Raw genomic sequence first — 14,735 nt, forward strand, 5'->3', positions numbered from 1 at the left:
TGGGAAGAACTCATTATTGCAAGTGATGAGCTTTGCCCTCCTGATCGAAGAGGTGCACCGAGCTCGTATCGAAGGAGATTATAACCATGTCACCCGGCTGGACATTGCAGCGACCTGCGTCTTGGGCAATCACATCGGTCCCGTCTTTCAGGGTGCAATAGAGAAGCGTTCGATCACCAAGCCGTTCGACGACGCCGACCTTAGCCTCACAGACTTGTGCGCTTGCACCTGCATTTCCTCCAACTCGTATCGCTTCCGGTCTGACGCCAAGTTCAAATCGGCCAGGGCCGAGCGGATGCGATGCAGTTTCCAGCTCGGTCCCGTCTCCCAGCCGCATCTGTCCGCCAGATAAGACATCGACGGGAAGAAAATTCATCGCTGGGCTGCCGACAAATCCGGCGACGAAGCGCGATGCCGGCTTGAGATAGACTTCCATCGGCGTACCGACCTGTTCAATTCGGCAATTGTTGAGTACGACGATCCTGTCGGCAAGCGTCATCGCCTCAGTCTGATCGTGCGTCACATAGATCATTGTTGTCTTCATACGCTGGTGAAGCTCAGCTAGTTCGACGCGAGTGCGAACCCGCAGTGCGGCATCAAGATTGGAAAGCGGCTCGTCAAGGAGAAACGCTGTCGGATCCTTGACGATCGCACGACCGATAGCCACGCGCTGGCGTTGGCCACCTGAAAGCTGAGCGGGACGGCGTCCAAGCAGGTTTTCCATCTCGAGCATCCTCGCCGCTTCCGCGACGCGCACATCGATATCGCTATTCGAGATGCCAATGTTTCGCAGGCCAAACGCCATATTCTCTCTAACGGTCATGTGAGGATAAAGAGCATAGTTCTGAAAAACCATGGCCAGGCCGCGCTGGCCTGGGGCTAGCCTCTCGCTCCGCACACCGTTAATACTCAGCGTTCCACTGGTTATGGCTTCAAGACCCGCGATCATGCGCAGCAAGGTGGATTTTCCCGAACCCGAAGGCCCGAGAAAAACGACAAGTTCCCCGGATCCTACTGTGAGTGATATATCCTCGATGACCTTAACGTTGCCGAAGCTTTTAGAGACATTTTCAAGCTTGATCTCAGCCATTGGTTCCTCCCGCTATTGAACCATTCTTCCCGGTATATACCAGAAGTCAAGATACTCTGGTTTCGCACCCGAAGGCCCTGCAGCAATTCGCGTGGAACATCCGGAGGTACGCAGACCTCTAACAACCAAGCTTGCCGATCGGCAGATAAACCCACACTTGTGATCCTCGAGCAAAGGCTGACAGGCACCTTTAGGGCCAATAGAGCCTTAATCGCGGCCACCGGAGATAACCATTCCCGCGAAATGAGATTGTTCTGCTGCTAAATCGTCGACTGTATATCTAATTCAACGGTTGGCGATCTACACCGGCCATCGTAGCCGTTGGCGGCCTGCCGACTCGCGCGGTCACTTGCTGCATCATAAATTCCGATATACATCTGAAACGGGAAAAGGGGACGGCTGATGGAACGCGCGTTTTTGACGATTGCCGCGGGTGAGAACAAAGACGCGATCCGCGCCCTGTCGGCGCCCGTGCGAATTGAGATGCTGAAGCTGCTTTGCGCCAGAGGCCCGATGAATATCAACGATATCGCTCGCACTCTTTCCCTGCCACAGTCAACCGTTGCGACCGGGGTCCAAATCTTGGAAGACGCGGGCCTGGTCGAGGCGCGCTTGGCCAAAGCCCGCAAGGGAAACCAAAAAATCTGCTCTGCGCTCTACAGCGAGATTCTCATCAGCTTTGAAGAAACTGCTGCCCAGAGGGCCAACGATACTATCGAAGTCGAGATGCCAGTCGGCCTTTATACGAGTTGCGACGTCCATGCACCTTGTGGTCTTTGTTCCACCGAGAGCGTCATAGGGCCCCTCGATGTCCCTGACTATTTTCTTGACCCACAGCGCATGCAGGCAGGGCTCATCTGGTTCGGCAGGGGGTATGTGGAATATAAATTTCCCAACAACGCCAGGGTCCTCAACAAGGACATCCGTGCTGCCGAATTTTCTTTGGAACTCTCTTCAGAAGTGCCAGGCACCAATGCCGACTGGCCCTCGGACATCACGCTTTGGGTCAATGGCATAGCTATTGGAACCTGGACATCACCGGGTGATTTTGGCGACAAGCGCGGTACGTTCACTCCACCGTGGTGGAAGCTCGAGGGATCGCAATATGGAGCCATGAAAACCTGGCGAATATCCCCGCAAGGGACATCTATTGACGGCATAGCCGCATCGGGCGTGACCCTCAGCGATCTCGCACTGGCCCAACACTCTTCTATTCGGCTTAGAGTCGGCATCGCGGATAATGCCATTCACACCGGCGGCGTTAATATTTTCGGCCGCGGATTTGGAAACCATGGGCGTGATATTGTCATGCGTCTCCATGTCTGACACCGGGCCAGCTAGCCCGTCTGGTTCTCGCGCCTTCTATCTCGGCGACAAAGCGACTTAAAGGCAAGCATGTAGATCAGGTTAACCGGATCAAACCTTCGGATCTTTCCAAGTTCAACGGTGACCTCGTTGCCCCAGGTCGCAGATGGACTCGCCGCCAGGAGGCGGCCCCTTACTTCGAATGACACCGACCTTCTATTGACTGCAGCAGGCCCCTTGCAGTGACCGCTTCGTAGATCGTTCTCCTGTTGAGGGCGGCACTCTCGTGAAGCGTCGCCACATGACCGTCTCAGTGGTATCATGAAACAGCACGGTCGCGGTGTTGACGCAGCCGGATGGTGCATGTCGTGTCCCTCGCCTGGGCTTCACGGCGGATCTCCTGAGGGGGAGACAGCCATGGCACCTGCAAGAGCAGAGCGGCGGCTGGCCGCGATCCTGATCGCTGACGTCGTCGGCTATTCCCGCCTCGTCGAACATGACGAGGCTGGGACGTTGTCGGCCCTGAAGGTTCTGCGCCGGGAGGTGATCGATCCGCTGCTGGCCGAGCATCAGGGCCGTATTGTCAAGCTGATGGGCGACGGGGCGCTCGTGGAGTTCGGCTCGGTCGTCGATGCCGTCGCCTGCGCGATCGCCATCCAGAGGGGCGTTGCCAAAGACCAGGCTGACATCCCAACGGAGCGACTCATAATCTTCCGGATCGGCGTCAATCTCGGTGACGTGATCCGCGAGGTTGATGGGGATCTCTACGGCGATGGCGTCAACATCGCGGCCCGTCTCCAGACGTTGGCGGATCCAGGCGGCATTTGCATTTCCGGCACAGCGTACGATCACCTACAGGGGAAGCTTGACTGCGACTACGAGTACCTGGGCGAACGCGCGCTCAAGAATATGGAGCGGCCCGTACGACTGTACCGCGCCCTTCTGGAAGGGACGACCGCACGAACGGCATCGCCCAGGCCCGCACTTCCGGAGCGACCATCCATTGCCGTGCTGCCGTTCAACGCCATGGGCCCCGAGCAGGACTTCTTCTGCGATGGGCTCACCGAGGACATCACCACCGCGCTATGCAAGCTCAGGGGCTTCTTCGTGATTGCTCGCAACACGATGTTCACCTACAAGGGAAAACCCGTGGATGTGCGGGCCATCGGGCGCGAACTCGGGATCCGCTACGTTCTCGAGGGGAGTGTCCGTAAGTCCGGCAACCGCGTGAGGGTGACCGCGCAGCTCATCGATGCGACCTCTGAAGCCCATCTCTGGGCCGAGAGGTACGATGGCGACCTCGTCGACATCTTCGTCATTCAGGACGAAATCACGGCAAGCGTCGTCGGCCGCATCGGGCCGGAACTCTTGGCGGCAGAGCATGCCCGCGAAAGCCCCAAGCCGCATCATGGCCTTGATGCCTGGGAATGTGTCGTGCGGGCGGTGTTCCTGTGTTCCCAGTTGTCTGAGGAGAGCAGCCGGAAGATGCTCCCCCTGCTCGATCGGGCAATCGGACTAGCTCCCGATTATGCCCAGGCGCTCGCCATGAAAGGTTGGATTACGATATGGCGCGCATTTCAGGGGTGGGAGGACATGGGACGCGCCCTGACCCTTGCCAGGGATATCGTTCAACAAGCCATTGCCGCGGACGACAAGGAACCGTGGGCTTACCTTGCGCAGGCGATGATAGCCTTTGCGACGCGTGACAATATCCTGGCGACGGCAGCGATCAGCCAGGCTGTCGCGATCAACCCCAACTCCGCTTTTGCACACGGCCAGTTGGGACTTGCGCATGCCAACGGGGGCCGTGCGGGGGACGCCATTCCTTGCATCGATTACGCGCTCAAATTGAGCCCGCGCGAGGCGTTTCTCGGCGACTTCCAGTTCTACTACGCCATGGCTTACTTCCAGGGCGCGAATTACGAGCTTGGATTGAGTTATGCACTGGAGGCGCATCGCTTGCGGCCCGGCCACGCGGTTCCGCTGGTTGTCGGCACCGCCTGTGCTGGACTTCTAAACAACCACGAGGCTGCCACGGACTTGCTCGGACGGCTCAAGTCCCTGGTCCCTGACATCTCACGGGAGGCGCTCGGAGCGACATCCTCTTTCGTCCGTACCGAGGATCGGGCGCGCCTGATCGAGGGACTTGCCCGTGCCGGCCTGAATTGACGGGTTGGATTGAGCTCGAGACCCGATCGCCCTCACGGCGGCGCGAAGAGTGGTCGATATCAGGCGCCTTGGGTTCGGTGCCTTCACAGCAACATCGACGCGCCGCGATCCAGGTAAGTGTCGAGAAACTGCTCAAGACGCGCATTGCGCGGCTTTCTGAAGACCTCTTTTGGAGGGCCTGTAAAGACTATCTTGCCGTGGTCAAGGAAGGCGATCTGCTGCCCGACGGTGGCCGCAAAGCCAATCTCGTGCGACACGACGACCATCGTCATTCCCTCGGTGGCGAGATCGCGCATGACGTTTAGCACTTCCCCGGTCAATTCCGGGTCGAGGGAGGATGTCGGCTCGTCGAAAAGCATGATTTTCGGCTTGAGGGCAAGCGCTCGGGCGATGGCCACGCGCTGTTGTTGTCCACCGGAAAGCTGCGACGGATAGTGTCCTGCCCGGGCTTCAAGCCCGACTTTTACAAGTTGCGCCATGGCTCGCTCTTCAGCATCCTTGCGGCTCATCTTCCGGACGGTCTTCAGCGCCTCGCTCACATTTCCGAGCGCAGTCATGTGCGGCCAGAGATTAAATTGTTGGAACACCATGCCGACCTGGGCTCGGATCGCACGGTTAGCGGCAGGAGCGACGCGCTCCCGCAGCCCCTTGGTGTTTTCGGTGAAGCCCAGGATTTCGCCGTTGACCGTAATGGTTCCAGACGTTGCTTCTTCGAGAAAGGCCATGCAACGAAGAAGTGTACTCTTGCCGGAGCCTGATGGGCCGATCAGGCAGGAGACCTGGCCTTGCGGGATCTCGAGGTCGATGTTCTGGAGGACTGTCGTATCCCCAAACTTCTTGACGAGATTTTTGACTGCGATCGCTGGGAAGGTCATGCGTTGTGAAACCTGAATCTGGCGTATTTCGTTTCTACAAGGCGGCCAAGCCGGCCGGTGATCTCGACGAGCACCCAATAGAAGAGTGCAAGTGCCGAGAGAGCTTCGACGAAGGCATATTGCTGTGCTCCGATCGCGCTCAGTGTTGCCGTCAACTCCCCAACAGTAATGATCGAAAGGACGGCCGTTTCCTTCATCAGAAGGACTGCCATGTTCAAAGACGGAGGGAGCACGAGCATGGTCATCTCAGGCAACAGGATACGCCGGATGATCTGCCACTGCGTCAGGCCTACGCATTCACCAGCCTCGATGTGGCCCTTGGGAACCGCCATGAAGCCGGATCGAAAGATCTCGCTATAGTACGCGGCGCCGTAAATCGAGATGCCGATCAAGCCCGCCGGCAGGGGATCGAGAGACAAACCAATGAAGGGTCCTCCATAGTAGACCAGAAAGATCTGGATGAGGAACGGCGTCCCGCGCAAGACCGCGACGACAAAGCCGAGCGCCTTGTCGAGAAGCATTCCGCCGAAGCGCCGACCCACAGCGACGAAAAATCCCAGGATCGCCGCGGCAATCGTGCCGACAATCCAAATGAGGATCGTGACGCCGGCGCCCCTTGTGATCGCTGGCAATTGGTCGAGGATAACGTTGATGTCAAAGGTCATCGCGGTAATCCCGGAAGAGAGCGCTCGATGATGTCGCCGGAAAGAGCCACCATCCAATTGATTGCAAGATAGATGAGGCCCGCAGCAGCAAAGATCTGCAATGGCAGGAAGGTGCTGCCTGCGAGATCCTGCGCCATGCGCGTCAATTCGACGACGCCCACGACGGAAACCAGTGAGGAAGCCTTGAGGATCAGGATCGCCTCGTTGACCAACGCAGGGAACGTCAGCCTTAGTGCGATTGGCGCCTTGATACGGCGGAAGATCTGCCCCGACGTCAAGCCGACCATTTCAGCCGACTCCACGAGACCGACAGGGACGCTGGCAAATCCGCCGCGCATGTTTTCCGCCTGATAGGCCGCAGTGCAAAGCGAGAGTCCGATGATGGCTGCAACGATGCTTGGTACGTTCAGCCCGATCGCAGGCAACATATTGTAGATCAGCAGCAGTTGCACAAGAAGCGGCACACCGCGAAAAAAGCTGATGAAGATTTGTGCAGGAACAACGAAGACAGTTCTCCTCGACAGGAGCATGCCGGAGAGAAAGATCGCGATGGCAAAGCCGATCAAAATAGAGACGACGCTGATCAGCACCGTGTAGATCGACGCATAGAGAAGCAATTCAAAGAGTTTGATGGACATATCCGGCTTTTTGCCCGCCTGGCTGTCATGGAGGCACGTTGGCGTCGCAATTTGCGCCCCGCAAAGGGCGCAAATTGCGATCGTCTAATATCAGAATGCAGGATCCTTGACGGCATCGGGCGTTTCGAAGGTGGCGCCAAACCATTTCTTCTGGAGCTCGGCCATACGCCCGTCAGCCTTGATCTTCAGCAGCGCTGCATCGATCGCGTCCATCAGCGGCGCATGGTCGGCATCCTTCAAGCCAATGAAGCCGAAGTATGACTTCTTGCCAAATGGTGGCAACACGACTTCAAACGTTCCCTCACGCTGCTTGGCGACGAAGGCGATGTTCGGCAGGGAGTTGGCGACACCGGCAATACGACCGGCGGCGAGATCCGCATAAGATTCGGTAAAAGCGGGGTATTCGCGTACATCCACCTTGGATGGCAGCATTGCCGCGAATTCCTTCAACTGATCGAGCTGCGAGGTGGCCTTGCCGACACCAATCGTCTTACCGGCGATGTCGTCCGGCTTGCTGATGGTCGTGTCACCGGCTTTCTTCAGGATCGCGATGGTCGCTTCGGCGATCGGCGGCGTGAAGCGGTAACGCTCCATGCGCTTTTTGGTGATGGTCGCAGGCCCGGCCACAACATCGAACTTGCCGGCTTCGAGAGCCGGGAACACGCCATCCCAAGGAAGCGCTACCCACTCAATCTTAACGCTCAGTTCCTTGCCGATCTCCGCAAAAAGATCAACGTTCAGGCCAGCATGTTCGCCAGCATCGATAAAATCAAAGGGCGCAAAGGCGGTTTCCGTACCGACCTTCAGCGTGCCCGCCTCCTTGACGGCGGCAAGCGTATCGGCCGCATGCGCCGACAGGGTCGTCGCGACCAAAAAGGCAGCACCGACGAGGCCCTTCAGCAGTGAACGTGCGATCATGATTGTCATCTCTCCAGTTTCGCATCCATAGATGCGTTCGAGTTCCCGATTTCAGTCCCGTCGCACGGATTTCTATGATCCGCTTTTGACTATACAAATAGATATGCGCTAGCCTAAGGTGTCAACGTCAAACTCGACGAAAGCAATTTTTGTGCCGAACGGCTTCACGGGAGCGCGAGTTTCGCGTGTGTATCGTTTTGCCGGCGACATGGTGGGGTCGCGTATTGGAGCCAATTTATCTCAGGATATTAAAGGATATCGAGGCGAAGATCCTGGCCGGGGACTGGCGTCCGGGTCATAGGATCCCAAGAGAGCATGACCTCGTCGATGACTATGGCTGTTCCCGCATGACGGTAAGCAAGGCGATGACGGCACTCGTCGACCGCGGGCTTGTCGTACGCAAGCGCAAAGCCGGCTCATTCGTCGCCTCGCCGCAGATCGACCGCACGGTCGTGGATATCCAGGATATCGGCACCGAGGCAACCTTGGCGGGCTTTGAGCATCGCTACGAGATACTGACACGAAAGATCGAGACCTTGGGCTCGCTCGAAGCCGCACAGGTGAACAGTAGCTCGGGAGCCGAAGTTCTCAGGATCCAATGTTTGCATATCGTCGATGGGAAGCCCACCGCAGTCGAGCGGCGTATCATATTGCTGGACACAGTACCGCTTGCAAGAGACGAGAGCTTTGCGACCGCGCCTCCGGCAAAATGGCTCCTCTCCCAAGTGCCGTGGTCTAAGGCCAAACATGTGATCCGGGCAGTCTCCGCCGATGCTGCGACTGCACGCATTCTTGAGATCGATCGTGGGGAGCCCTGCCTGAACCTCATTCGTCAGACGTGGCAGAGTGATCGCATGGTGACGTATGTCGAGATCACGCATCCCGGAGATCGCTTTCAGTTTGCCGGCATCTTTCATCCGGCTGAAAAACCTGCGTAACTCAGGAGCGCCGCGTTTACCCTGTCGAGCAACGCCATCGACGCCGCCGTCAACAAGCGCGGAATCGTACTCGCGCAGATGTCGATGATCGCGGACGAATTGGAAGCGCACACGTTGATCATACCGGTGGATATCAGGTTGCCGCTGCGCGAGAGTTACTTCCTCGCTTGGGACCGCTCGGCGCTGCAAAAGCCTTATGGCTCGGAGTTTCGCGATTGGGTCATGGCGATCTCGCGGCGGCAGGCGCAAATCTCCGCGCCTGCGACTTTTTAGAAAAACTAAAGCGGAAGTCAGCGTTGCGATATTGATGAGGAAAGCCGCGTGGCGCTACCTTGGCCAATCGAAGTTCTAATCCAACGGGAGAGTGGGATGACGCGTACCGACAAGATGAAATTGGGTACATTCGTCTATACGTTCGGCTTTCACCCGGCCTCATGGCTGCATCCGGCAAGCGACGTTCACGGCGCCAACGATTTTAGCCACCTGCTCGATGTTGCCAAACGATCTGAAGCGGCGAAACTCGATTTCATGTTCATGGCCGATTCTCCAGCCGCCGCTGTCGGCGACCCGGATGCTCTTGCGCGCGTTCCCACCAAGATGAACCGTTTCGAGCCATTGTCGCTGCTCGCCGCGCTTGCGGTGACGACGGAGAAGCTCGGTCTCGTCGCCACCGTATCGACCAGCTATTATGAACCCTATAACGTCGCCCGCCTATTTGCCTCGATCGACCATTTGAGCCACGGGCGGGTATGCTGGAACGTCGTCACTTCGGACCACGACGAGACGGGCTACAATTTCAACCGCGAGGGGCTGGATCCGCACGCACTACGCTATGAGCGCGGAAACGAGTTTGTGGATGTCGTCTTCGGTCTCTGGGACAGCTTCGAGGATGGCGCCTTGCTGCTCGATCGGGAGAGCGGTGTCTATTATGACAAGACCAAACACCATACGCTCAATCATAAAGGCAAGCACTTCCAGGTGCGCGGACCGCTGAACATTGCGCGCTCACCGCAGGGCCGGCCAGTCATTGCGCAGGCCGGCGGATCGGAACCCGGGATGGACATGGCAGCGCGCACGGCCGAGATCGTTTTCAGCCTCGCTTCGAACATCGAGCGAAACCGCGCATTCTATGAAAACGTCAAGGCCCGGATGCCGGCCTTCGGACGTAATCCTGACGACCTCAAGATCATGCCGGGCGTCGTGCTGAACGTGGGCGAAACGGAAGCCGAGGCGCAGGCCAAGGTCAACTACCTCATCGACAAGATGCACCCGGATGTCGGTCGCTTGATGCTTTCCGAATTCCTCGAAGCCGATTTGCGCGGCGTCCCGTTGAATGAGCCGTTTCCGATGGATCGATTGCCGACGGAACCAAAGGGGTCGCGGGCGCTGTTTGAGGAACTCACCGATTTCGTCAAGAGCGGTCGCACCGTCGGTGAATTGGTCCGCCACTACGCCGAGAAGCACACAGGCAATGGCATCACCGGCACGCCGACACAGATTGCCGACTTCATGGAAGAGTGGTTCGACACCCGTGCGGCGGATGGTTTCATCCTGATGTTCCCGACGCTGCCGTCCAGCCTCGACGATTTTGTGAAACTCGTTCTGCCGGAATTGCGCCGGCGCGGACTCTTCCGGGAAGAATATGAGGGTGAGACGCTACGGGAGAACCTCGGCCTTTCGGTTCCGACCAATCGTTTCGCCAAAGCGCAAACCACTGGCTAATCAACGATCGGGCGCGCCGGCAGCATTGCGCCGAATACCAACCTGTTTGGCAATGACGCAGAGAAGTTCGAACATCATCGTGGCGCCGGCAAGCGCAGTCATGCCGGCCAGGTCAAATGGCGGCGAGACTTCAACAACGTCGGCGCCCACGATCTCAACTCCGGTCAGCAGGCGGATCATTTGCTGCGCCTCGCGGGTCGTGAAGCCGCCTGCCTCGGGTGTTCCGGTTCCCGGGGCCATGGATGGATCGATGCAGTCGATATCAAAGGTAACGTAGGTCGGCAGGTCACCGGCGATTTCTCTCGCCTCGCGCATCACGTCGTCTGCGCCGCGGGTGACAAACTCCTCCATGTAGATGATCCGGATGCCCTGCTCCTTCGCCCAGTCGTGCTCCCCCGAATCGTAGATCGACCCGCGAATTCCGATCTGAACGATCCGTCTCGGGTCGAGCAGACCCTCCTCGATCGCGCGCCGGAACGGCGTCCCATGCGTATAAGGGTTGTCGCCGAAATAGCGATCGTTGGTATCAGAGTGCGCATCAAAATGTATCAGTCCGACCGGTCTGTTTTTTGCCACGGCACGTAGCACGGGCAGCGTCGTCAAATGGTCTCCCCCGACCGATAGCGGAATGGCACCGGCGGCGACAATCGCATCCATTCCCTTTCTGATGCGATCGAGGCCGTCGGCAAGGTCGATTGGGTTCACGGAAAGATCGCCGACATCGGCGACGTTGGCGATGCTGAAGGGTGCGGTACCCGAGACATGGTGGACGCGCCGCATGAGGCTCGACTGATTGCGAACCTCCCGCGGCCCGTGACGGGCGCCCGCCCTGTTCGTCGTCCCGCCGTCCCAGGGAATGCCGACAAGTGCCACATCAAGCCCGACCGCGGTCTGCACAGCGGGCAGACGCATGAAGGTTGAATGTCCGGCAAAGCGCGGAACTTCGGCAGCATCGACCGGTTAAAAAAAAATTGCCACTCATCGTTCCCGCCCTTTGCTTGATGTTGGCTCAATCTGTGTTCCTGCTGCTTTTCGCGCAAGCCCAACTTTTCATAATGCTCAATCGGCAGGCGGCACAAAGAGACAGCGGGTATGGATTACGATCGCCCACGGCAAAAGCAGTTGTCATCTGCATTGACGCAATTCAAATCTACACAACGACGCACGCAATTAGGGGACGAACGATGGTTGAATTAAAAAAGCATCTCGAAGATCTACGCCGGAAGTTTGCCGACAGTACCGAATTCTTTGATCCTCGCTTCCGAAGGGTAGCTGATAAGATCTTCAAGGGCGGCACACGGGCGGCTCCTTATTCCGGGATTTCGACCTTCGCAGCACTTCCTTACAAGCAAGTGAATTTCGTTTCCCCTGACTTCGGCGACCTGCAGGTGGCTGTGATCGGCATGCCAATGGATCTCGGCGTTACTAACCGCCCCGGCTCCCGCTTCGGGCCGCGGGCGGTTCGCGCCATCGAGCGCATCGGTCCATATAATCACGTCCTGGACTGCGCCCCAGCTTACGATTTGCGCGTCGCCGATATTGGCGACCTGCCGTTCCAAAGTCGCTACCGACTGGAACAATGTCATCAAAATATCGAGGCGATGATCAGCAAGGTCGTCGGGTCTGGCGTCATTCCGGTTTCGGTCGGCGGCGACCATTCGATCACGCACCCTATTCTCAAGGCGGTCGGCGCCAGGGAACCGGTCGGTCTAATCCACATCGATGCCCATTGCGATACGGGTGGACCCTTCGACCAGACGAAATTCCACCACGGTGGCCCCATGCGAAACGCGGTGCTGGATGGCGTTCTCGATCCGACGAGGACTATTCAGATAGGCATCCGCGGGTCAGCCGAATACCTCTGGGAGTTCTCATACGAGTCCGGGATGACGGTCATTCATGCCGAGAAAATATCAGCGATGGGCATTTCGGCGATCGTCCAGAAGGCCCGGCAGGTCGTTGGCGACGGCCCCACCTACCTCTCCTTCGATATCCACAGCCTCGACCCTGCCTTTGCTCCCGGCACAGGAACACCCGAGATCGGCGGCCTGACCAGTCGCGAGGCATTGGAGCTGCTGCGCGGATTAAAGGGGCTGAACCTCGTTGGCGCCGATCTTGTAGAGGTATCGCCGCAATATGACAGCACGACGAATACGGCGCACGCTGGCGCTCAGGTTCTGTTCGAGATCCTCAGCCTCCTGGTGTTCAGCCCGGCAGTGGCACGCCATGAACCATACAGCGCTACAAGTGAACATCAGGCAGATGATCGGTAATGCTTCACCAGGCCGCGGCAGGCATCTGCGATAACCAACGTCAAACGCGGCCTCAAAGACATGGCTGCGACAAACTGATGGTAAGCTTCGAGCATGATCGCGCGCTAGCGGCCACCGAACTGACCCCAGAATGCGCCGGAAAACGAAAAAGCCTGCCGCGGGAGGAGGTGCGGCAGGCTTTTCCAAAAGAACCGAACAGCGACCGGGAGGAGGAGTGCCGCTGTTCCTGCAGACGCCCCCGGGAGGAGGAGTGGGCCGTCTGAAACACGAAGCTTTGCGGGAGGAGGTGCATCGCTTCGATAAGAGTCATCGTACACTAAACTTGGGCAGTGCCAATGCGGTATGCTGCATTGCACCTATGCAAAAAGTACAAGGCTGAAAGGTTCGGGATGGAACAAGCGGGCAAGCCGATCCCCGACATAATGGACCCTCGCAAAAACGCCCGCGTCATCAGCGGGCGTTGAGCACTAGACTGTATTGCTGTGCAGTTTAGCGCGCGATCGATGCGCGCGCCACGCTGCGGATGTCGGCGCGGTCAATGCCGAGGTCCTGCAGTTCACGGGTTGACATGCGACCAAGTTCATTGACGGTCTGCCGGAACTTGCGCCAGTTGTTGAAAGAGCGTGCTACGTTCATGACAATCCCCTTTCCGAGGGCTTAGGACGTCGGCAGCTTGGTTGGTTCCGGCGTCGTTTCGATAATGGGAATATAGACATTTCAATCGGTTTAAAACAGCGACAATTGCTCATTGCACCCATGCGTCATGCGCATTGGTCCTTTAAATTCATTGCTAGATGGCTGTTTTTTGGGCAATGGAGTGCGTGGGATAAGAGCTGCCTATCCATCACGTCGCGGGGCTGAGCGTCAGCCAAGCCTTGGCCAACGGGCTCGGCCTCGTGGCCCTTGTGCGCTCGAGGCCGAAGCCAGCAACCTTGCTGGACCGCTTGATCGAAGGTGACGCCAGCGGCACCGCCGCATTGGCCAGTACCGCTGCGGGCTGTGATGCCTTCATCAATTCCTTGGGCACCGCGATGAACCCGTTCCGGGGGCTGAGGATGCCGTCGACAGCGACGCAGGCGCTCGTCAGGGGCAATGGCGGCGCAACATGTCCGGCGCTTGGTTGGGTGCGGGCAACAGCCGTGGTCATGGCGGCTTTTTCTATGACCAGCTTTTCCTGCCCCTGATGCGGTCTATGACGACCACGAACGCCCTGCTGCCGGCCATTAGGAGGATGCGATTCGGGCCAGCGCACTCGATCGGACGATCGTCCGACCAAAGGGGCTCAACGACAAGCCGGCTTGCCGCGGTCTCGGGGTTGACCGAGCTTTTCGGGCGTGCTGGCGGGACGGTCGCGCGCGCCGATGTCGCCGATTTCGTCGTGCAGCAACTCACCGCCGATACCTGGCTGCACAACTCGTTCTGACAGAGGATCTCGAGCCATTCGAGCGTCTCAAGCTCATATCCTGAACTTCGGACATACCATGCTCGCCGCGCCGTTCAGTTCGCTTAACGTGCCGATTGGTACACCGGTCGCGTCTCGGTGACGGCGACCACGAGCTCCATGAGGGTTGGAACAGAGTCCTATGCACCACGGGGCCATTCGGCCTGGAATCGCCAGGACCGCGGACGAGATGGCGTCCACTAGCTTAACGTCAAGGCGGAGTGCCCCGTACATCATAAGCTTCTAACTGTCTGAAATTACAAGGACTCAGACCAAAGTCCGGGGGCCGAGTGCAGACGGAACCTATAGAGCTGCGGAGAGTTCCTTACCCGTCGTCATCATGAAAAGATCCGGAGGAACCCTGATGAACAAAATGATTTTCGCGGCATTCGCCACCGTACTTGCTGCTTCATCCGCACTGGCGCAAACCGCGCCCAAGCCGACGACGGATCCGAAAACACCGGCCGTCGCAACGCCTGCGGAGACAAACCCAACAGCTCCGGTCGAGGGGGCCAACAGCTTTACCGAAAGCCAGGCCAAGTCGCGGATCGAAGACGCTGGCTATTCCGACGTGACGGGGCTGAAGCTTGATGAAAAAGGCATCTGGCAAGCCAGCGCCAAAAAGGGTGCGAAGTCCGTGATGGTCGGTTTGGACTACCAGGGCAACGTCGTCGCTAAGTAGCCAGAGCACACTCATCGTT

At 58.1% G+C, this 14,735-nt stretch carries 15 protein-coding genes and 1 pseudogene; 8 read left to right on the forward strand and 8 right to left on the reverse strand.

The window, feature by feature from the left end; genetic code table 11:
- Nucleotides 1-13: 13 nt before the first annotated feature.
- Nucleotides 14-1,090 (reverse strand): ABC transporter ATP-binding protein, encoded by a 1,077-nt coding sequence (locus tag RGCCGE502_RS30670; RefSeq protein WP_016558119.1) that lies wholly within the window; start codon nucleotides 1,088-1,090, stop codon nucleotides 14-16.
- 402 nt (nucleotides 1,091-1,492) lie between these two features.
- Here RGCCGE502_RS30670 and RGCCGE502_RS30675 point away from each other — a divergent pair, with 402 nt between their 5' ends.
- Both RGCCGE502_RS30675 and RGCCGE502_RS30680 read left to right on the forward strand, forming a co-directional pair.
- Nucleotides 1,493-2,416, forward strand: a complete 924-nt coding sequence (locus tag RGCCGE502_RS30675) for an ArsR/SmtB family transcription factor (protein WP_016558120.1) — start codon at nucleotides 1,493-1,495, stop codon at nucleotides 2,414-2,416.
- A 396-nt stretch (nucleotides 2,417-2,812) separates the two neighbouring features.
- Nucleotides 2,813-4,564 carry an adenylate/guanylate cyclase domain-containing protein gene (locus RGCCGE502_RS30680; protein ID WP_016558121.1) on the forward strand — a complete coding sequence of 584 codons (1,752 nt, stop codon included), beginning with the start codon at nucleotides 2,813-2,815 and terminating at the stop codon, nucleotides 4,562-4,564.
- 83 nt (nucleotides 4,565-4,647) lie between these two features.
- On the opposite strand, the gene RGCCGE502_RS30685 is transcribed toward RGCCGE502_RS30680, so the two are convergent.
- From RGCCGE502_RS30685 to RGCCGE502_RS30700, 4 genes are all read right to left on the reverse strand, one after another.
- Nucleotides 4,648-5,439 (reverse strand): amino acid ABC transporter ATP-binding protein, encoded by a 792-nt coding sequence (locus RGCCGE502_RS30685; RefSeq protein WP_016558122.1) that lies wholly within the window; start codon nucleotides 5,437-5,439, stop codon nucleotides 4,648-4,650.
- On the reverse strand, nucleotides 5,436-6,104 hold the full coding sequence (locus RGCCGE502_RS30690) for an amino acid ABC transporter permease (protein ID WP_016558123.1): 669 nt from the start codon (nucleotides 6,102-6,104) through the stop codon (nucleotides 5,436-5,438). Before RGCCGE502_RS30690 ends, RGCCGE502_RS30685 begins: the two co-directional genes overlap by 4 nt.
- Nucleotides 6,101-6,742: an amino acid ABC transporter permease gene (locus RGCCGE502_RS30695; protein ID WP_016558124.1), complete on the reverse strand. Its 642-nt coding sequence runs from the start codon at nucleotides 6,740-6,742 to the stop codon at nucleotides 6,101-6,103. Before RGCCGE502_RS30695 ends, RGCCGE502_RS30690 begins: the two co-directional genes overlap by 4 nt.
- A gap of 90 nt (nucleotides 6,743-6,832) precedes the next feature.
- The gene (locus RGCCGE502_RS30700; RefSeq protein WP_016558125.1) at nucleotides 6,833-7,660 is read right to left on the reverse strand and encodes a transporter substrate-binding domain-containing protein; all 828 of its coding nucleotides are present in this window, start codon (nucleotides 7,658-7,660) and stop codon (nucleotides 6,833-6,835) included.
- A 224-nt stretch (nucleotides 7,661-7,884) separates the two neighbouring features.
- Between RGCCGE502_RS30700 and hutC the strand changes: the two genes are divergently transcribed.
- The 3 genes and pseudogenes from hutC to RGCCGE502_RS30715 all read left to right on the forward strand — a co-directional run bounded on the left by hutC (nucleotide 7,885) and on the right by RGCCGE502_RS30715 (nucleotide 10,320).
- A complete protein-coding gene (hutC, locus tag RGCCGE502_RS30705) occupies nucleotides 7,885-8,598 on the forward strand; it encodes a histidine utilization transcriptional repressor HutC (RefSeq protein ID WP_016558126.1) in 714 nt (237 codons plus the stop codon).
- A 12-nt stretch (nucleotides 8,599-8,610) separates the two neighbouring features.
- A pseudogene (locus RGCCGE502_RS30710) lies at nucleotides 8,611-8,871 on the forward strand (type 2 periplasmic-binding domain-containing protein); the annotation flags it as partial.
- A gap of 96 nt (nucleotides 8,872-8,967) precedes the next feature.
- Nucleotides 8,968-10,320, forward strand: a complete 1,353-nt coding sequence (locus RGCCGE502_RS30715) for an LLM class flavin-dependent oxidoreductase (protein ID WP_016558128.1) — start codon at nucleotides 8,968-8,970, stop codon at nucleotides 10,318-10,320.
- Here RGCCGE502_RS30715 and speB (RGCCGE502_RS30720) read toward each other — a convergent pair whose 3' ends face one another.
- Nucleotides 10,321-11,232: an agmatinase gene (speB, locus tag RGCCGE502_RS30720; RefSeq protein WP_016558129.1), complete on the reverse strand. Its 912-nt coding sequence runs from the start codon at nucleotides 11,230-11,232 to the stop codon at nucleotides 10,321-10,323.
- A 272-nt stretch (nucleotides 11,233-11,504) separates the two neighbouring features.
- Between speB (RGCCGE502_RS30720) and speB (RGCCGE502_RS30725) the strand changes: the two genes are divergently transcribed.
- Nucleotides 11,505-12,593, forward strand: coding sequence for an agmatinase (gene speB, locus RGCCGE502_RS30725; RefSeq protein ID WP_016558130.1), 1,089 nt, complete (start codon nucleotides 11,505-11,507; stop codon nucleotides 12,591-12,593).
- Between the two features lie 489 nt (nucleotides 12,594-13,082).
- On the opposite strand, the gene RGCCGE502_RS35065 is transcribed toward speB (RGCCGE502_RS30725), so the two are convergent.
- Both RGCCGE502_RS35065 and RGCCGE502_RS34775 read right to left on the reverse strand, forming a co-directional pair.
- Entirely contained in the window at nucleotides 13,083-13,229 is a 147-nt protein-coding gene (locus RGCCGE502_RS35065; protein WP_016558132.1) for a DUF1127 domain-containing protein, read from the reverse strand.
- Between the two features lie 208 nt (nucleotides 13,230-13,437).
- Nucleotides 13,438-13,740, reverse strand: a complete 303-nt coding sequence (locus tag RGCCGE502_RS34775) for a hypothetical protein (RefSeq protein ID WP_141652442.1) — start codon at nucleotides 13,738-13,740, stop codon at nucleotides 13,438-13,440.
- A 45-nt stretch (nucleotides 13,741-13,785) separates the two neighbouring features.
- Between RGCCGE502_RS34775 and RGCCGE502_RS34780 the strand changes: the two genes are divergently transcribed.
- Complete coding sequence (locus RGCCGE502_RS34780; protein WP_141652443.1) at nucleotides 13,786-14,016, forward strand: hypothetical protein; 231 nt, start codon at nucleotides 13,786-13,788, stop codon at nucleotides 14,014-14,016.
- Between the two features lie 382 nt (nucleotides 14,017-14,398).
- Nucleotides 14,399-14,716 (forward strand): hypothetical protein, encoded by a 318-nt coding sequence (locus RGCCGE502_RS30740; RefSeq protein WP_016558135.1) that lies wholly within the window; start codon nucleotides 14,399-14,401, stop codon nucleotides 14,714-14,716.
- Nucleotides 14,717-14,735 lie beyond the last annotated feature (19 nt).

The organism is Rhizobium grahamii CCGE 502 (assembly GCF_000298315.2).
GTDB classification, from domain to species: Bacteria; Pseudomonadota; Alphaproteobacteria; order Rhizobiales; family Rhizobiaceae; genus Rhizobium; species Rhizobium grahamii.